Genomic DNA, 17,769 nt, shown 5'->3' with positions numbered 1-17,769 from the left:
TCGAGACCTGGGGGTCGATCTCGCGGGCCGGTGGTCGTGCGGGGAGCCCTCCGGACGGGAGGGAGCGCGTCCGTCTCAACACCTGACACAGGGGTTGCCGGACGTAAGTACGGACTGCAGTCTTATCGCGATTCGGGCAGTGCGTCCGAATCGTCCGCCGGTCGAGGTCGCCCGGCGGTCCGAGAGACACGGGGGTACTCCATGAAGAAGCGTCTTGCACCTCTGGCGGCAGCAGCCGTCACGCTGGGCCTCGTCCTGGTCCCGGCGGCCAGCGCGAGCGCTGCCAGCCGGTCCACGCCGTACAACTGCGGGACCCGCGACGCGAAGGTCACCGCGAGCGCGCCGACGAACGTGACGCTCACCGTCAACGGGACGACGAGGAGCGCGAGCAACAGCGCGGGCGCGTCGGTCACCCTGTACGACTACGACGGCCAGGGGACCGCGTACGCGTCATCGAGCAACGCCTCGGTCTCGATCAACGTCACGTGCTTCTGACCCCGACGCGGTCGAGCGTCATGGTCTGACGTCGCAGGGCGCCGGTGCCCGGTCGTCGCGACGACGACCGGGCACCGGCGTGTCCGGCTACTCCTGCTGCCAGGAGTGCCAGAGGCGCGCGTAGTCGCCGCCCGCCGCGACGAGCTCGTCGTGCGGGCCGATCTCGCTGATGCGGCCGCCGTCGACCACGGCGACGCGGTCGGCGTCGTGCGCGGTGTGCAGGCGGTGCGCGATCGCGACCACCGTCCGGCCCGCGAGCACGGCGTCGAGCGAGCGCTCGAGGTGCCGCGCCGCGCGCGGGTCGAGGAGCGACGTCGCCTCGTCGAGCACGAGCGTGTGCGGGTCGAGCAGCACGAGCCGCGCGAGCGCGACCTGCTGCGCCTGCGCGGGCGTGAGCACGTGCCCGCCCGACCCGACGGTCGTCTCCAGGCCGTCGGGCAGGGACTCCGCCCACCCGCGCGCGTCCACGGCGTCGAGCGCGTCGCGGAGCTCGGCGTCGCTCGCGTCGACCTTGGCCAGCCGCAGGTTGTCCGCGAGCGTGCCGACGAACACGTGGTGCTCCTGCGTGACGAGCGCGACCTCGCGCCGCAGGTCCTCCAGCGGGAGGTCCACGAGCCGTACGCCGCCCGAGCGGACCGAGCCGGCCGTGGGCGGGTGGATCCCGGCGAGCATGCGCCCGAGCGTCGACTTGCCCGCGCCGGACGGGCCGACGACGGCGAGCCGCTCGCCCGGTTCGAGGTCGAGCGAGACGCCGTGCAGCACGGGGTGACCCTCGCGGTAGGCGTACTCGACGTCGCGCGCGACGAGCCGGTCGCCGTCGGGCACGTCGCCCGTCGCGGTGCGGTCGCCCGGCACCTGCGCGACGCCGACGATGCGGGCGTAGGACGCCGCGGCGACCTGGATCTCGTCGAGCCAGAAGATGAGGTTCCACACCGGCCCCGCGAGCTGGAACGCGTACGTGGTCACCGTGGCGACCGCGCCGAGCGTCGTCTGCCCCTGCGAGAGAAGCCACGCGCCCCACACGAGCGCCGCGACGGGCGCGATCGCGATCGCGAGGTCGATGCCCGGGAACAGCACGGTGCGCAGGCCGAGCGTGTACTTCTCCGACTCGTACGCCTCGGTGAGGTCGGCGCGCACACGGGCCTTGCGCCGCTCGGTGAGCGAGAGCGCGTCGACCGTGCGTGCGCCCTCCACGTTCTCCGTGATGGTGCCGTTGAGCGTCGCGTACGCGGCGGCCTCGCGCTGGTAGCCCGCCGACGCGCGCTTGAGGTACCAGCGCGAGACGACGACGAGCAGCGGGACCCCGACGAACAGCGCGATCGCGACCAGCGGCGCGACGACGACCGACGCCACGACCGTGAGGACGAGCGTCACGACCGCCACGAGGAGCTGCGGCACGCCGAACCGCACCGCGTGCTGGATCCGGTCGACGTCGTTGGTCGTGCGCGCGACGAGGTCGCCCGTGCCGGCGCGCTCGACGGTCGACAGCGGGAGCGAGGTCACCGTCTCGACGAGGTCCTCGCGCAGCTCGGCGAACACCGTCTCGCCGAACACCATGGAGAGGCGCTGCGCGTACCGGCGCAGCACGGCCTGCGCGACGACGGCCCCAGCGCCGACGGCGACCACGGTCGTCACGTAGGACGAGGTCGTGCCCTCGGTGACCGCGTCGACGAGCCGGCCGAGCAGCCACGGCCCGACGAGCCCGGCGACGGCGGCCAGCGTATGGAGGACGGCGATCAGGACGAACGTGCCGCGGTGGCGGGCGAAGAGCCGCCCGGCGGCGGCGCGGACGGCGGGGCCGTCGGCGACGGGGAGCTTCACGACTCTCCTCCTTCGGGTGCGGTGCGAGCGAGGACGGGGGACTCGTCGAGCGAGCGCCCGACGACGCGCAGGTAGCGGGCCGCGTCGTCGTCCGGCGCGGCGCCGGGCGCGTGGGCGCGGTCCACGAGGTCGCGGTGCGTGCCGCGCGCGGTGACGCGACCGCCCTCGAGGAGCAGGACCTCGTCGACGTGCTCGAGGACGAGCGGCGACGCGGTGACGACGAGCGTCGTGCGCCCGCGCCGGGCGTCCGCGAGGCTCGCGGCGATCCGTGCCTCGGTGTGGGCGTCGACGGCGCTCGTCGGCTCGACGAGCACGAGGACCTCGGGCTCGGTGAGCAGCGCGCGCGCCAGGGCGACGCGCTGGCGCTGGCCGCCCGAGAGCGACCGGCCCTTCTCGGGCAGCTCACCCGCGAGGCCGTCGGGGACGGAGTCGAGCACGTCGTGGGCGTCGGCGACCGTGACGGCGGCGAGCACGTCGGCCTCCGTGGCGGAACCCCGCGGGTCGAGCTCGTCGCGCAGCGCGCCGGAGAACAGCTGCGGCGTCGCCTCGGCGACCACGACCCGGCGCCGGAGCGCGTGCTTGTCCAGGTCGGCGAGGAGCGTCCCGCCGAGGCGCACGGGCGTGGCGGCCTCCGTGGCGTCGTCGAACCGGCCGAGGCGCGTCGCCACGGCCGCCGACGCGTCGGGGTCCGCGGACACGAGCGCGACGACGCGGCCCGGCTCCAGGACGAGGCCGCTCGTCTCGTCGACGAGAGGGCTGCCCTCGGGCGGCATGGGCGCGGTCGCCGGGGTCGCGCCCGCGGCGGGCTCGACCGCGAGGACGCGCACGATCTTGCGCGACGCGACGTGGGCGCGCGTGGCGATGTTGAGCATCTGGGTCGCGACCTGGAGCGGCCAGCCGAGGAAGGCGGCGTACCCGTAGAACGCGACGAGCTGCCCGGGCGTGATGTCGCCCGCCAGCGCCGCCGTCGCGCCGAGGTACACGACGAGCACGACGAGGAGGCCCGGCAGGAGCACCTGGAGTGCGTCGAGCGTGGCCTGCGTGTGCGCGACCTTCACGCCGGCCTCGCGGACCTTCTGCGACTGGCGCGCGTAGCGGCCGACGAACACGCCCTCGCCGCCGATGCCGCGCAGGATCCGCAGGCCGGAGACGGTGTCGGCGCCCAGGGTCGTGAGGCGGCCCTGCGCCTCGCGCTGCGCGGCCTGCCGCTGCTGGAGCGGCTTGACGAGCAGGGCCAGCACGGCCGCGACCACGGGCAGGCCCAGCACGACGACGAGCCCGAGCTGGAGCGACGTCGAGAGCATGATGACGGCCACCACGACGTATGCGCCGAGCGCGCCGAGGAACTGGCCCATCATCGAGAAGAGCTGGCCGACGCGCATGGCGTCGCTCGCGACCGTCGACACGACCTCGCCCGTGGGCAGCTCCTCCGTGATCGCGTCGCCGGAGCGCGCGGTGACGTCGCCCACGAGCTGGGACGTCGTGAGCGCGGAGCGCAGCCAGTTCGCGATGTCGAACCGGTGCTGCGTCACGCCCGTGACGACGATCCCCAGGCCCAGCGCGAGCAGGAGACCCGCCCAGCGCCACAGCTCCGGCCCGAACCCCTCGGCCAGCCCCTCGTCGAGCGCGCGGCCGAGCATGTACGGCTGGAACGCCTGGCACGCGAAGTTGGCGAGGCCCAGCAGCACGGAGACGGTGAGCACGGTCCACTGGCGCCTGGCCAGCCACAGCAGGTAGCGCGTCGGTCCGCGCAGGTCGGGGGTCCCCGGGTCGGGGAGGGGGAGGGGTCGCACGGTGTTCTACCCTAGGTTCGGCGTCCGACACGCGGCGACGCTTTAACCGCTGCGACCGCGTCGCACGCCACCGCGCGCGGCAGGGACCGCCGCGGCCGTCTCGCCCGGAACGAGGACCTCCCCCATGACCACGCAGGACCCGGCCACGACCACCCCGACCGACGCGCCCGCCGACGTGGCCACGCCGAGCACGGAGGCCGCGCGCACCGCGATCCGCAAGGCGCGCGGCGCGCTCGCCCGCTACCGGGTCCTCGCGATCATCACGGGTGTCATGCTGCTCATCCTGTGCGTCGAGATGCTCGTCAAGTACGGGGTCGGCCAGTTCGCCGACGTCGACGGGATCATGCGGTACGTCTCCTGGATCCCCTTCGCGCACGGCTGGATCTACGTGGTCTACCTCGTCACGGTGCTCGACCTGTGGACCAAGATGCGCTGGGGCTGGGGCCGGCTCGCGACCATGGTCTTCGCGGGCGTCGTGCCGGTCATGTCGTTCATCCTCGAGAAGAAGGTGCACGCCGAGGCCGAGGCCAAGCTCGCCGTCCTGGAGGAGCAGTACGCGTCATGACGGCGGCCCTCGCGCCCCTCGTCGCGCCCGGTCCCGAGCTGACCACCGCCGAGCTCGAGCGGTACGCGCGCCACCTCGCCCTGCCCGGCGTCGGCCCCGAGGGCCAGCGTCGTCTCGCTGCCGCGCGCGTGCTCGTCGTCGGCGCGGGCGGCCTCGGCAGCCCCGCGCTGCTCTACCTCGCCGCCGCGGGCGTCGGCACGATCGGCATCGTCGACGACGACGTCGTCGACACGTCCAACCTCCAGCGCCAGGTGATCCACGGCGGCTCCGACGTCGGCCGTCGCAAGGTCGACTCCGCGCGCGACGCGATCGCCGACGTCAACCCGCACGTGCGCGTCGTCGAGCACGCGCTGCGCCTCGACGCGGACACCGCGCTCGACGTGCTGCGCGGCTACGACGTCGTGCTCGACGGCGCCGACAACTTCCCCACGCGCTACCTCGTCTCCGACGCGGCCGAGGTCCTCGGCCTCCCCGTGGTCTGGGGCTCGATCTACCGCTTCCAGGGACAGGTCAGCGTCTTCTGGGGCGCGCCGCGGTTCGCGGTGCCCGACGACGTCCCGCTCCCGGGCGGCGCGGCTCCCGTCGGCCCCGGGGACGGCGAGGGGCGAGGCGTCACGTACCGCGACGTGTTCCCCGTCCCGCCGCCGCCCGGTGCCGCGCCCGACTGCGCGACCGGCGGGGTGTTCGGCGCGATGTGCGGGACCGTCGGCTCCGTCATGGCGACCGAGGCGATCAAGCTCGTCACCGGTGCCGGGACGACGCTGCTGGGCCGCCTCGCCGTCTACGACGCGCTCGAGCTCTCGTGGCGCCAGCTCACCGTGCGCGCCGACCCGACGCGCGAGCCCGTCACCGCGCTCCTGCCGGGCGACGACGCCTACGCCGCGTTCTGCGGGCTCGCCCCGGCGACGTCGGGCAGCAAGCCGGTCGCGGGGGAGCGCGACGTCGCCGCCCGCGACGCCGCGGCCCTGCTGGGTCACGACGGCGCGGCGCCGTACCTCCTCGACGTGCGCGAGGACTGGGAGGCGCAGGTGCGTCCCCTGCCCGGGTCGACCCTCGTGCCGAGCGGGACGTTCCTCACGGGCGACCCCGCCGCGGCGCTCGCGGCCCTCCCGACGGACCGAACCGTGCTCGTCCTGTGCGCGGTCGGCGCCCGCTCGGCCCGCGTCGCCGACGTCGCCCGCGCGGCGGGGATCGACGCCCGCTCGGTGGTCGGCGGCGTCCCCGCCCTCCTCGACGCCCTCGCGGCGCCCTCCCCGGCCACGTAGGCCGCGCCCCCCGTGCCGAACAGGTGATCGTGGCGCGTCCTGGTCGGCTGACGAGCCAGGACGGCCTGTCCGGCATGTCGGGGTGGCCTGGTCGCCGGAGTCAGAGGGCGAGGTCGAGGCGGCCGTCCGGCGACGAGCTCGCGAGGGCGCCCTCGCGGCGGGGGATGCGGCCGGCGCCGGCGGCCAGACGGCCCGACTCGACCGCGAGGCGCATCGCGTGCGCCATGCGGACCGGGTCGGCGGCGCGCGTGACGGCGGTGGCGAGCAGGACGCCGTCGCACCCGAGCTCCATCGCCTGCGCGGCGTCGGACGCCGTGCCGATCCCCGCGTCGAGGATCACAGGCACCCGGGCTGCGGCGGCGATCGCCTCGATGTTGCGGGGGTTGAGGATGCCGAGGCCGGTGCCGATCGGCGCGCCGAGGGGCATGACGGCGGCGCACCCGACGTCCTCGAGCCGGCGCGCGAGGATCGGGTCGTCGTTCGTGTAGGGCAGCACGACGAACCCGTCGCGCACGAGCTGCTCGGCCGCCTCGACGAGCCCGACGGGGTCGGGCAGGAGCGTGACGTCGTCGGCGATCACCTCGAGCTTGACCCACTCGGTGCCGCACGCCTCGCGCGCGAGGTGCGCGGTGAGCACGGCCTCGCGCACCGAGAAGCACCCGGCCGTGTTGGGCAGCGCGCGGATGCCGAGGCGCGCGAGGAGCGCCCAGATCCCCGAGTCAGGGCTCGCCTCCCCGCCGGCGCGCACGGCGACGCGGCGCATCGCGACGGTCGTCAGCGCGGTGCCCGACGCGACGAGCGCGTCCTCGAGCGTGAGCAGGTTCGCCGCCCCGCCGGTGCCCATGACGAGGCGCGACCCGATGGTCGTGCCGGCGACGACGAGCGGGTCGTCGCCGTCGGACGGCCGGCTCGTGGGCGCGGGGGAGATGTCGGTCGTGGTCACGGGTCCTCCTCAGCCGCCCTGGACGGCGGTGACGATCTCGATGCGGTCGCCGGGCGCGACGACGGTCGTCGCCCACGAGCCGCGCGGCACCACGGCGTCGCCCACCGCGACGGCAACTCCTTGCGGCGTCCCGTCGGCGACGTACGCGGGGACGAGCGCCGCGACGAGCTGCTCGAGGTGCACGGGGGCGTCGAGCGGGTACGGCTCGCCGTTGACGAGCGCGGTCGGAGCGGGTGGGGTCACGGGAATCACCTCGGTGTCGTGGTGGAGAAGGCGGCCGACCGGGCGGCGTCGAACCCGGGGTCGTTCCCCGGATCCGACGCGAACCCGGGGACAACCCCGGGTTCGGCGAAGCGGTCGGTGCGGGTCGGGGAGAGGGCGGTGGTGGCCTCGGCCGGGAGCGCGGCACCGGTGAGGCCGGCGACGACCGCGTCGGCGGTGAGCGGCGCGAGCAGGATGCCGTTGCGGCCGTGCCCCGTCGCCAGGTGCAGCCCCGGGACGCCGGTCGGGCCGACGAGCGGCAGGTTGTCCGGCGTTGCGGGGCGTGCTCGGGGCGTCACGTCGACGAGCGCGGCCTCGTCGATCCCGGGCAGCAGGGCGCGCGCGTCGCGCAGCAGGGCGAAGACGCCGCCCGCGGTCGCGCGGCGGTCGTCGGGGTTCTCCTCGGTCGTCGCGCCGACGACGACCTCGCGGTGCCCCGCGCAGCCGTGACCCTGCCCGTCGGGTACGGGGTCGCGCGGCACCACGTACACCGGCCGCCCCTGCACGACCCCGCGCACGACGTGCTCGAGCGCGAGGTCCGGCCCGGCGTCGAGGCGCAGCGTCTGCCCCTTGACCGGCCGCGTCGGCACGACGACGCCCGGGACGTCCGCGAGCAGCGCCCCGGACTCCCAGCCCGCCGCGACGACGACCGCGCCCGCCGCGTGGAGCCGGCCCGCGTCGTCGCGCACCCCCAGGACGCGCCCGGACGGGTCGAGCGCGAGCCGCCTCGCCGACGCCCGCACGACGGCGGCGCGCGCCTCGGCACCGCCGTCCGCGCTCGCGAGCGTCCCCGGCCCGGCGCCCCCGTCGAGCGCGCCGAGCAGCACCGCGTGCGTCGCGCGCGGGTCGACCGCGTGGTCGGCGGGCGCCCAGGCCGCGCCCGCGACCCGCGGGCCGAGGTAGGGCTCGCGCCGACGGGCGTCGGCCACGGTGAGCTCGTGCGACGCGAGGCCGTGCGCGGCGTGGAGGGCGAGGAGGCGCCGGAGCAGCGCGAGGTCGTCGCCGTCGTACGCGACCGTGAGGGTGCCCGCGGTGCGCAGGCCGACGTCGGCACCGGTCGCGGCGTGCAGGTCGGCCGCGAAGCCGGGCCATGCCGCGGCGGCGGCGAGGTGCAGGCGCAGCGCGTCGTCCTCGCCGAAGTCGGCCTCCGTGACCGGGGCGAGCATCCCGGCGGCGGCGTGCGTCGCGCCGTCGCCCGGCGACGGGTCGAGCACCGTGACGGTCAGCCCCGCGCGCGCCGCCCGCCACGCCACGGCGAGACCCACGATCCCGCCACCCACGACGACGACGTCGCGCGCGCCGTCGGGGACGGCAGGACCGGCTCCCGGCAGGCGGGGCCCAGGACGGACAGGGGTGTGCATGCGCGCTCCCTTCGCTGGCATGACCCAGATCAGGTTCGACGGTCGGCTCCGACGCCCTCTCAGCCCCCGTGGGGGGCTCCCGTGCTGTCGGCCACAGTACCGCCTGCTCCGGACGGGCCGCCGCTAGGCTCCGGCGGGTGAGCACCGAGACCTTCGCCACTCCCGCCCCGCAAGCTCCGGACGCCGCGCGGACCCGCCTCGCTGACGCGCGCCTCTACCTGTGCACGGACGCGCGCGAGGAGCGCGGCGACCTCGAGGACTTCCTCCGGGCGGCGCTCGCGGGCGGAGTCGACGTGGTCCAGCTCCGCGACAAGACGCTCGACGTCGCGCGCGAGCTCGAGCTCCAGGAGCTTGTCGCGCGGGTCGCGACGGAGCACGGCGCGCTGTGGGCGGTCAACGACCGGGCGGACGTCGCACAGCTCGCGGGCGCGCCCGTCGTCCACATGGGTCAGGGGGACCTGCCCGTCCCCGCGGTGCGAGCCCTGCTCGGCGGCGGCCCCGTGCTCGGCCGGTCGACGCACTCGGCCGACCAGGCGGCCGCTGCCGAGGCCGACCCGGACGTCGACTACTTCTGCGTCGGACCCCTGTGGGCGACGCCGACCAAGCCGGGGCGGGCGGCCGTCGGGCTCGACCTGCTGCGCGCGGTCGCCGCGACGCGGCCGAGCACGCCGTGGTTCGCCATCGGCGGGATCGACGCGGACCGGCTCGACGCGGTGCTCGACGCCGGGGCGACGCGCGTCGTCGTCGTGCGGGCGGTCACGCAGGCGAGCGACCCCGAGGCCGCGGCCCGCGCGCTGCGCGACCGGATCGTCGAGCGTGTGGCCGAGCGCGCCGCCGAGCCCGCCGGCGCCTGAGACGCGGGACGGGACCGCGCCGCGCGGCGACTATCCTGGAGCGGTGACGTCACCCGCCACCGCTCCCGACACCCCCACCACCGCCGAGGTCGCCGCGACCCCGCGCCCCGTGCTCGTCGTCGACTTCGGCGCCCAGTACGCGCAGCTCATCGCGCGCCGCGTGCGCGAGGCCAAGGTCTACTCCGAGATCGTGCCGCACACCTTCACGGTCGAGCAGATGCTCGCGAAGGACCCGGTGGCGATCATCCTCTCCGGCGGTCCGTCGTCGGTGTACGCGACCGGCGCCCCGTTCGTCGACCCGGCGCTGTTCGCGGCCGGCGTGCCCGTCATGGGCATCTGCTACGGCTTCCAGGCCATGGCGAAGGCGCTCGGTGGCGAGGTCGCCCAGACGGGCCTGCGCGAGTACGGCGGCACCGAGGTCGAGGTGTGCGCCGCGGGCGTGCTGCTCGACGGGACCCCCGAGAACCAGACCACGTGGATGAGCCACGGCGACGCCGTGCACCGCGCGCCCGAGGGCTTCGAGGTCCTCGCGACGTCGGCCGGCTCGCCCGTCGCGGCGTTCGAGGACACGTCGCGCCGCCTCTACGGCGTGCAGTGGCACCCCGAGGTCAAGCACTCCGCGCACGGCCAGACCGTGCTGGAGCACTTCCTCTACGAGGGCGCCGGACTGGCCCCGGACTGGACGCCGGGCAACGTCATCGCGGACCAGGTCGCGGCGATCCGCGCCCAGGTCGGCGACGCGCGCGTGATCTGCGCGCTCTCCGGCGGCGTCGACTCCGCGGTCGCGGCGGCGCTCGTGCAGCGCGCGGTGGGCGACCAGCTCACGTGCGTGCACGTGGACCACGGCCTGATGCGCGCGGGCGAGGTCGAGCAGATCGAGCGCGACTTCGTCGCGGCGACGGGCGTCAACCTCGTGATCCGCGACGAGAAGGAGCGGTTCCTCACCGCGCTCGCGGGGCACAGCGACCCCGAGACCAAGCGCAAGATCATCGGCCGCGAGTTCATCCGCGTGTTCGAGGACTCCGCGCGCCAGATCGTCGAGGACGCGGGCGAGCACGGGGCCGAGGTCAAGTTCCTCGTCCAGGGCACGCTCTACCCGGACGTCGTCGAGTCCGGCGGCGGCGAGGGCGCGGCGAACATCAAGAGCCACCACAACGTCGGCGGCCTGCCCGACGACCTGCAGTTCTCGCTCGTCGAGCCGCTGCGCACGCTGTTCAAGGACGAGGTCCGCGCGGTCGGCCGCGAGCTCGGCGTGCCCGAGGAGATCGTCGCCCGCCAGCCGTTCCCCGGCCCCGGCCTCGGCATCCGCATCGTCGGCGAGGTCACGGCGGACCGCCTGGAGACGCTGCGCGCCGCCGACGCGATCGCGCGCGAGGAGCTGACGAAGGCGGGACTCGACAACGAGATCTGGCAGTGCCCCGTCGTGCTGCTCGCCGACGTGCGCTCGGTCGGCGTCCAGGGCGACGGCCGCACCTACGGCCACCCGATCGTGCTGCGCCCCGTCTCGTCCGAGGACGCGATGACGGCGGACTGGACGCGCCTGCCCTACGACGTGCTGTCCGTCATCTCGACGCGCATCACCAACGAGGTGGCCGAGGTCAACCGGGTCGTGCTCGACGTGACGAGCAAGCCCCCGGGCACCATCGAGTGGGAGTGACCCCCTAGGCGGTGTCTCCCCACTCTCTGGTGCGCACTCGTCCTCGAGAGCCGGGCGCACTTGTGCGGGTGCCTGAGATGCTGTTGTGGTGATCTCGGATGGCTCCGTCGCGGACCGCTTGGCGCAAGCCGGCTTGCGCGGGGCGTCTCTCTCGCAGTTCGCGATCGCGATCAACGGCATCCGGCTCTCGTTCTGGGGTGAAGGCGCCGCCTCGGTCTGCCACGAGGTCCACGTCGAACAGTCCGTCGTTCGCGTGGCCGGCGGTGCTGGAGATCGGGTCGCGGCGTATGGGTGGACCGACCCGCAGGTCTCCCGGGCTCTGCTCGCCTGCCTCGGTCGGTCTGTGCTTGACGTCGGTGTGTCCGGGGGCAGCCTCACCCTGCGCTTCTCCACCGAGATCGGTCTCAGCGTCGACCCCGACGACGCACAAGAGGCCTGGCAGATCAGTTCCGACGACGGGCTCCGCATCGTCTGTGCTCCGGGTGGAGAGGTGTCGACCTGGCGCCCGCGGGAGCGCTGAGCACAGTTCACGACGTGCGCAGCCAGACCATGATCGCGGCAGGTGCCGGCCGCAGTGTGAGCGCTTCAACCGCCTCAGAGCGCCCATCCGATGCGGCCTTCCATCGGACCGCCGCACTCCTCGGAGCCTCCGACGCGAACCCAGTCCACGTTCTTCTCGGTCTGGGCGAGGACCTCTCCGGCCTCGTCGAGAGCGCGCAGCCCGACCTGGTCCGGCGGGTAGAAGAGGGTGAACGTCCAGGTGTCACCATCTCGGGGCGGGACCGATGGCTCTGCCGCGTCAGGTCCGGTCGCAGGCGACGGCTGCCAGACCGCGTGCTCATCACCCTCATGCACCTGGAGGTGGGCCACGTCGCCGGTGTCCCCGGTCAGCACCACTTCGAGGAGGTTGGCGTACCCGACCGCCGGGCAGGCTCGCGGTCCGGAGGAGAACCGTGAGACCAGGACCACGACGAGCACGAGCGCGCCCGCGATGACGACGATCGTCCCGGCCCAGACGGGCAGACGCAGCCGCCCAGGTCGTGCACGTCCAGGCTGTTTGTCGATCTCGCGCTCGTCCATGAACGCCCCTTCGCTGGAGAACCTGCCACGAATGATGCCCGAGACGACAGAATGCCGGTCGCGATCTGCAAGGCGTCACCCGTGCTTGGTGACGGGGACCGACGGCGAGTCGGCGCAGTCAAGGCCCGTAGCGTCGATCCGAGAGCCCGAGCACACGATCAGCTCGGCCGGGATCGAGTACAGCCTCCGAGCGCCGTCCATCTCGTACGTGACCTCGATCGTCTTCCGCTCGAAGCGTCCGAGCGTCTCGGCCGCGATGCCGATGAGGAGCTGGTAGCCCTCCATCGCCTCGGGGTCGTCCGCGGGAGCGCGAGATCCCTCGTAGGTCACCGTGTACCCGACGGCGTCGTCGTAGGTGTCGACGGTCGCGCTGACCTCGGCCGGTGCGGGTGGGAAGCCGGCGGCGAGCTGCGTCGCGCCCATCTCGCGATCCTCGGGACCGAGGATCGCGACGCCGACGATCTCGACGCCGCTGTCCTGCGGGGTGAACGAGACGTCGGTGATCGTGGCCTCGCCGGGCGTGTCGAGGTACAGCACCTCAAGCCCGTCGGTCACCGGTTCACCGGGCATGACCTCGACGGCCCATCCGTGTTCGTACGCTGCGCGGAAGTCCTCGGACTCCGACGGCTCGGCCTGACACCCCGAGAGGAGGAGCGCCAGGCTGAGCGCGACAGCCACGTTGCTGTGGTGGCGGATCATGGCGCCGAGAGGGCGAGCAAGGCCCAGCAGTGCCAACCGGCGGGGCGAGCGCGGCCAGGCCGCCTGGAGCCTGTGCGCGGTGCCGCGCAGGACCACCAGTCTTGACCAGCCCGTGGAGGAGAGCGCACGAACTCCGCACGCTACCCAGGCCGAGGTGAAGCCGGTCGCGAGCCGCGTCACCGAAGCTGCGGTTTCTCATCGAGCGCCGTGACCACCCGGCTCTCTGCTGGCGAGGAATAGGAGACCTCGAAGCGGATCTTGACTCTCGTCGCCGCCGGGTCCTTTGTCCTCAGATGCTCCAGGGAGACGGGGATCGTCGTGGCTCGGGCGATCTCGCCGAGGTTGGCGTCGCCGATCGCGACCGAGGTGCTCTTCCACCTGTCGCGTAGGTGCTGAGGCGGTTCGACGTGCCAGACGTCCTTGCCTCCGGTGCGTTCGAGGATCGTGGCGAGCGGGATCCCTGCAGACGCCGTGTCCACGCTCTCTCCCTCGGCTTGTGCCCCGACTCCTTGGACGACAACTTCGAATCGTGCCATCGGTTCACCCTCCCTGGACATCACACCGAGGCCGTGTCGCTCAAGCTGCTGGTGAGCCAGTGGAGCGTGGCGGCGAGGCACTGGCCGGAGTGGTAGTTGCGGGCGGTCCTGTCTGAACGCATCGCGAGCCCGCACCGCTGCTTGGGCCTGTTGAAGCAGCGCTCGACGACGTTGCGGCCCCGGTAGCGCTGCTGCTGCTCGTCGCCAACGTCGATCGGTCGTCCGGGTCGGTTGCGGCGGTGGGCGATCTGGTCGTCGCGTTCCGAGATCGTCGCCGCGATGCCGCGATGCCGCGCTCGCGCAGCCATGCCCGGTTCGCTCTGGATGGGTATCCCTTGTCGGCCAGGAGGTGGTCGAGGCGTTGACGTGGTCGTCTGGTCGCGCCGGCGACGTGGATCTCGTCGAGCGGGTCGGTCGGCATCGTGGTGCCCGCCGCCTGGCCGCCGGTCAGGACGAACGCCAGGGCGCGGCCCTGAGGCGGGCAATGTCGACCGGGTCGCGTCGATCGACTCGACAATCGTGCGATCATGCCCGGGAACACTGGTCCCAGCACGGACCACACCTCATCTGTCATCACGTCACGCGACACGACGCCAATACGCGCCCATCAGGACGTCCTAGCCTGCTCCCATGTCAAAGACCACCCAGCGGCCGTCCTGCTCTACGAGCAAGGCGGCCCAGGTGATCGGCTCTCCGTTCGTCATCGAGATGTCGGCCTGCTCGGGCGTGAATGTCAGGGTCACCGCGGCAGTGTTCGCCTCGCTGTACGCAGTTCCTGCGCCGGCGTCATCGCGCGTCGAGCCGATGGTTGCGTCGGTAAGGTACCCGCGGGCAAGCCAGGTCCGTTCTAGGTGGTCGCGGAAGTCAGGCGTCGTCATCTCGGCGACAAGCTCCGCGTCGCGGTCGTTCACAGCGTCGACAACCGCTTGGACCACCTGGGCTGGCGTGGCATCGGCGGCCGGTGCGGCCACCAGTGAACCATTGGGTACCCCGGCGCAACCGCCCAAGGCAGCACCACTAGCAACTACTGCGACGACAACGCTGCAGCACCGCCACATCAACCTCGACATGCTCGGACTGTAGCGGAGCGGGCTGCCGTGACGGCAGCAGCTCCGGTCGAGACGCACTACGCGCGAATGCACGGGGGAGGAGTTCACGCCTGAGCAAGCCCGCAACAGAGTGTGGGCTCATGAAAGCCTGTCTAGCCGCACTGCGAGAGGTCCGTCGCACGGCCGAGTTCAGATTCCCGGTGCGAGACCCCCGCCGACGAGCCTGACGTCCACGCGAAACGCCTTGGCAACACGACCTAGTCGCCCTGTCCCGACTCCACCCACCGCACGTCGTCGGCGATCACCACCTCGGGTCCTAGCGCATCCTGGAGGTCGCGAGGATCCGCACCCGCACGCGGGACCGCCATGACCAGCGCGGGGCTGCCTGATCCTTGCGCCGACCACTCCATGACGTCGAAGTTGTGCGGCGCGACGTGCACCGCCAAGGCCCCGGCATCCAGGGCCTCGTCGGCGGCTTCGATCCGGGCGGCGTTGTCGTCGATGTCGCCGGAGACGGCGATGAACGCCTTGGGCGTGGCTATCGCGACATGGACGGGGCGAGAGGGGTTGAACGGTGCGGCATGGTCCCTCAGGGGGGTCGCGAGCCGTCTGATGTCGACCTGGTTCCAGGGCTCGTCGGTGTGCACGATGACGAGTCCAAGGGTGGGCACGAAGGTGTCTCCGGGGACCTTCTCGACAGAGACCGAGTCCACGCCGTCGAGGTCGGCAACGGCTTCGGCGACGGCTTCGGCGTCGACGACCCCCGAGTGGGCCCCGATGTCGAACGGGAGCGTCTGGTTCACCGCTCGCCCGACGAACAGCGCCGAGAGAGCAGCGACGCCGATGACGAGGACGAGGATCGTCGCGGTCGCGAGAACGAGGTGCGCTCCGGAGCGCGGAGTCGAGCCCGTGTCTGCCACGCGGCAACGATAGGGCCGGACGATCCAGCACCGGCGGGTCTTCACAGGATCAGCGGTGGATCGCCCAACCTCGCACCATGCGCGCCGGCGACCCCACCTGCGAACGTCGGGTCGGTAGGAGCGGCGGCGTGGGACGAAGCGTCACGTGCATGAGTCCTGCCTCGGAACCAGCGGCTGCCTGACGTATCTCCTGACGCCACACGAGTGTGGGGATCGATGGGGTTGGGCAGACACGTCCTAGCGGGGTGGACGGTCTCGACGAGCAACAGCGATCGCCGCAGCCCGTTCGTATGCGGCCTGCACGTCGGCGAGCACGCGCGGCCAGCCCGCTGACGACGGCACGTCGCGGTTGTGCGCGACGATCCGGTCGAGCAGGCCGTCCTCGGTCGCGAGGCGCACCAGGGCGTCCGTGAGCCCGGCGTCGTCGTCCGCGAGGAGCGCGTCGACGCCGTCCGTGAGGCGTTCCGCGACGCCCGACTGCGAGCGGGTCAGGATGGCGAGACCGGCAGCCTGGCCCTCGAGCGCCGCGATCCCGAACGCCTCCTCGACGGCGGGCGCGGCGAACACGTCGGCGCGCGCGTAGAGCCGCTTGAGCCCCGTCGCGTCGAGGCGGCCGGGGAGCGACACGACCGACCCCAGCCCGTGCTCCGCGACGAAGCGCCGGGCGTCGGCCAGCTCGGGGCCGTCCCCGGCGAGCGTCACGTGGAGCGCGCCCTCGGGGAGGCGCGCGACGGCGTCGCGCACGACGTCGAGGAGCGGCAGCACGCGCTTGCGCGGCGCGAACCGCGTCGCCGCGACGACGTGGACGGCCGCGCCCTCCATGCGGTCGGCGCGCTCGGTGCGTGGCACGCGCCACGCGTCGAGGTCGAGGCCGTTGTGCAGCACCACGACCTCGCCGTGGTCGCCGACGATGCGGCGCAGGGGAGCGGCGGTCAGCTCGCTCACCGCCGACCACAGCACGGGCCAGCGTGACCACCGCACGACGCGGTCGAGGCCGGCGAACGCCTTCTCCGCCCCACCCCAGACGCTGTGCACGGTGAGCACCGCGGGCAGCCCCGCGCGCACGACCGTGCGCAGCGACGCCTGGGTCGAGGGCGTGAGCACGCCCATGTGGAGGTGCACGACGTCGGGCCGGTCCGCGCGCAGGATCCGCGCCACGTGGTGCGGCGCGCGCGGGTGGACCGGGTAGCCGCCCGGGACGTGCGCGGCGAGCCGGTGCACCGTGACGTCGCCGTCGCGCTCGGTCGACACGCCGTGCGCGCCGGGGCGCGCTGGCGTCGTGCAGACGACCGCGACGTCGTGACCGGCGGCCGCCTGCTGCTGCGCGAGGCGCGCGACCTGGGTCTCGATCCCGCCGAGCAGGGGGAGGTAGCAGTCCGTCAGGTGGGTGATGCGCACGGACGGCATCCTCCCATCCGTTCATGGCGCTGAGGTGCGCGTTCGCCGCGCGGTCCGTCGTCGTCGTCGCTACCGTGGGTCCCGTATGGGTGGTTCGACCGCCCTGCGGCGGACCCGCGCCCGCGGGTCGCGGACCGTGGTGCGGCAGCAGGTGGGTCCTGACGAAGGGGAGAACGCGCCATGTCGAGCACCGTCACCGTCACGCCGGCCAAGGGGGCGCGAGGCATCGGCCTCGTGTCGATCATCGCCGGCATCGTCCTCCTCCTCGCGGGCATCGGCACCTGGATCGTGGTGGCGAACCAGCTGTCCGCCGAGGAGATCACCGTCTCGGACGACGCGTCGTTCCTGGCGGGCCGCCACGTCAACGGTCCGCTCACCGCGTACGCGCAGGCCGAGGTCATCAACAAGCACGCGCTCGAGGCGAGCGGCGGCCAGACGTACGCCGAGCTCGATCAGGACGACCCGACGCGGCAGACCGTCATGACGGCGTCGTTCCTGCGGGCGTCGCTGTTCACGTCCGTCGTCGCGTTCGGGGTGTGCGCCCTGGTCATGGGGCTCGGCATCCTGTTCATCCTCGTCGGCATCGCGCTCCGGCGGCTCGCGGGCGGCCCCAGCGTGGCCGTCGAGACGCCGGGCGCGTACACGTCGTCGGGCGACCTGTCGGACGCGGGTCGCCACGCCGCCCCCTCGCACGCGGAGCCCGCGCCGACCGCGCCGCCGGTCCGCCCGGAGCCCACGCGCCCGGTCGAGGCGCCGGGCCGCACGTCCGCGCTCTCGACACCCGGAGCCGAGGCTCGTGCGGCCGCGACGCCGGTCGAGCCGACGGGCGCGGCGGGGACGGGCACCCCGTCCGCCCCGGGAGCGTCGCCGGCCGCGTCGCCCGACACCACGACGCCCACGACCGGCCCCACGGGCACCCCGCCCGAGCGCCGGCGTGACGAGCCCACCCCCTGATCGTCCCGGCGGTCCGTCCGGACGCCGAGGTCCCGTTCCCGCCGGGTCGCACCGGGGAGAGCGCGAGGGGCGGCGTCGCTCGGACACAGCGAGGGGCCGTGGCACGCGTGCCACGGCC

General features: G+C 73.8%; 19 protein-coding genes and 1 riboswitch. Of the genes, 7 read left to right on the top strand and 12 right to left on the bottom strand.

Annotated elements, in window-relative coordinates; genetic code table 11:
* Positions 1-201: 201 nt before the first annotated feature.
* On the top strand, positions 202-495 hold the full coding sequence (locus A0J59_RS05115) for a hypothetical protein (protein WP_047233063.1): 294 nt from the start codon (positions 202-204) through the stop codon (positions 493-495).
* An 87-nt stretch (positions 496-582) separates the two neighbouring features.
* Here A0J59_RS05115 and A0J59_RS05110 read toward each other — a convergent pair whose 3' ends face one another.
* Both A0J59_RS05110 and A0J59_RS05105 read right to left on the bottom strand, forming a co-directional pair.
* The gene (locus tag A0J59_RS05110) at positions 583-2,316 is read right to left on the bottom strand and encodes an ABC transporter ATP-binding protein (RefSeq protein WP_064315423.1); all 1,734 of its coding nucleotides are present in this window, start codon (positions 2,314-2,316) and stop codon (positions 583-585) included.
* A complete protein-coding gene (locus A0J59_RS05105; protein WP_064315422.1) occupies positions 2,313-4,109 on the bottom strand; it encodes an ABC transporter ATP-binding protein in 1,797 nt (598 codons plus the stop codon). Before A0J59_RS05105 ends, A0J59_RS05110 begins: the two co-directional genes overlap by 4 nt.
* Positions 4,110-4,233: 124 nt before the next feature.
* Here A0J59_RS05105 and A0J59_RS05100 point away from each other — a divergent pair, with 124 nt between their 5' ends.
* Together A0J59_RS05100 and A0J59_RS05095 are read left to right on the top strand one after the other, a co-directional pair.
* Positions 4,234-4,674, top strand: a complete 441-nt coding sequence (locus A0J59_RS05100) for a DUF3817 domain-containing protein (protein ID WP_082918754.1) — start codon at positions 4,234-4,236, stop codon at positions 4,672-4,674.
* Entirely contained in the window at positions 4,671-5,939 is a 1,269-nt protein-coding gene (locus A0J59_RS05095; RefSeq protein ID WP_064315421.1) for a ThiF family adenylyltransferase, read from the top strand. The genes A0J59_RS05100 and A0J59_RS05095 overlap by 4 nt, the downstream gene beginning before the upstream one ends.
* A 100-nt stretch (positions 5,940-6,039) precedes the next feature.
* On the opposite strand, the gene A0J59_RS05090 is transcribed toward A0J59_RS05095, so the two are convergent.
* The 3 genes from A0J59_RS05090 to thiO form a co-directional block, all read right to left on the bottom strand.
* A complete protein-coding gene (locus A0J59_RS05090) occupies positions 6,040-6,783 on the bottom strand; it encodes a thiazole synthase (protein WP_064315437.1) in 744 nt (247 codons plus the stop codon).
* Positions 6,784-6,891: 108 nt separating this feature from the next.
* Positions 6,892-7,125: a sulfur carrier protein ThiS gene (thiS, locus tag A0J59_RS05085; protein WP_047233067.1), complete on the bottom strand. Its 234-nt coding sequence runs from the start codon at positions 7,123-7,125 to the stop codon at positions 6,892-6,894.
* A 5-nt stretch (positions 7,126-7,130) separates the two neighbouring features.
* The gene (gene thiO / locus A0J59_RS05080; RefSeq protein ID WP_064315420.1) at positions 7,131-8,504 is read right to left on the bottom strand and encodes a glycine oxidase ThiO; all 1,374 of its coding nucleotides are present in this window, start codon (positions 8,502-8,504) and stop codon (positions 7,131-7,133) included.
* 4 nt (positions 8,505-8,508) lie between these two features.
* Positions 8,509-8,589, bottom strand: a riboswitch (TPP riboswitch).
* Positions 8,590-8,641: 52 nt separating this feature from the next.
* Between thiO and thiE the strand changes: the two genes are divergently transcribed.
* From thiE to A0J59_RS05065, 3 genes are all read left to right on the top strand, one after another.
* Positions 8,642-9,358, top strand: a complete 717-nt coding sequence (thiE, locus tag A0J59_RS05075) for a thiamine phosphate synthase (RefSeq protein ID WP_047233068.1) — start codon at positions 8,642-8,644, stop codon at positions 9,356-9,358.
* Between the two features lie 43 nt (positions 9,359-9,401).
* Positions 9,402-11,015: a glutamine-hydrolyzing GMP synthase gene (guaA, locus tag A0J59_RS05070; protein WP_064315436.1), complete on the top strand. Its 1,614-nt coding sequence runs from the start codon at positions 9,402-9,404 to the stop codon at positions 11,013-11,015.
* Between the two features lie 85 nt (positions 11,016-11,100).
* The gene (locus A0J59_RS05065; protein WP_053369653.1) at positions 11,101-11,535 is read left to right on the top strand and encodes a DUF6188 family protein; all 435 of its coding nucleotides are present in this window, start codon (positions 11,101-11,103) and stop codon (positions 11,533-11,535) included.
* Between the two features lie 74 nt (positions 11,536-11,609).
* Here the strand turns inward: A0J59_RS05065 and A0J59_RS05060 are convergent, their stop codons facing one another.
* The 7 genes from A0J59_RS05060 to A0J59_RS05030 all read right to left on the bottom strand — a co-directional run bounded on the left by A0J59_RS05060 (position 11,610) and on the right by A0J59_RS05030 (position 16,697).
* Positions 11,610-12,095: a hypothetical protein gene (locus tag A0J59_RS05060; protein WP_064315419.1), complete on the bottom strand. Its 486-nt coding sequence runs from the start codon at positions 12,093-12,095 to the stop codon at positions 11,610-11,612.
* A 75-nt stretch (positions 12,096-12,170) separates the two neighbouring features.
* Complete coding sequence (locus A0J59_RS05055) at positions 12,171-12,650, bottom strand: hypothetical protein (protein WP_156532810.1); 480 nt, start codon at positions 12,648-12,650, stop codon at positions 12,171-12,173.
* Positions 12,651-12,970: 320 nt separating this feature from the next.
* The gene (locus A0J59_RS05050) at positions 12,971-13,273 is read right to left on the bottom strand and encodes a hypothetical protein (RefSeq protein WP_220084436.1); all 303 of its coding nucleotides are present in this window, start codon (positions 13,271-13,273) and stop codon (positions 12,971-12,973) included.
* Between the two features lie 77 nt (positions 13,274-13,350).
* Positions 13,351-13,638, bottom strand: coding sequence for a transposase (locus tag A0J59_RS05045; RefSeq protein ID WP_082918753.1), 288 nt, complete (start codon positions 13,636-13,638; stop codon positions 13,351-13,353).
* 309 nt (positions 13,639-13,947) lie between these two features.
* Positions 13,948-14,301, bottom strand: a complete 354-nt coding sequence (locus A0J59_RS05040) for a hypothetical protein (RefSeq protein WP_156532806.1) — start codon at positions 14,299-14,301, stop codon at positions 13,948-13,950.
* Between the two features lie 335 nt (positions 14,302-14,636).
* Entirely contained in the window at positions 14,637-15,299 is a 663-nt protein-coding gene (locus A0J59_RS05035) for a hypothetical protein (protein ID WP_064315415.1), read from the bottom strand.
* A gap of 237 nt (positions 15,300-15,536) precedes the next feature.
* A complete protein-coding gene (locus A0J59_RS05030; RefSeq protein WP_064315435.1) occupies positions 15,537-16,697 on the bottom strand; it encodes a glycosyltransferase family 4 protein in 1,161 nt (386 codons plus the stop codon).
* Between the two features lie 180 nt (positions 16,698-16,877).
* Between A0J59_RS05030 and A0J59_RS22610 the strand changes: the two genes are divergently transcribed.
* Complete coding sequence (locus tag A0J59_RS22610; RefSeq protein ID WP_064315414.1) at positions 16,878-17,651, top strand: hypothetical protein; 774 nt, start codon at positions 16,878-16,880, stop codon at positions 17,649-17,651.
* The last annotated feature ends 118 nt before the right edge of the window (positions 17,652-17,769 follow it).

It is taken from the genome of Cellulosimicrobium sp. I38E (assembly GCF_001647255.1).
GTDB classification, from domain to species: Bacteria; Actinomycetota; Actinomycetes; order Actinomycetales; family Cellulomonadaceae; genus Cellulosimicrobium; species Cellulosimicrobium cellulans_E.
Note: the sequence above shows the minus strand (reverse complement) of the source record. Positions and strands in the feature narration are given on the sequence as shown.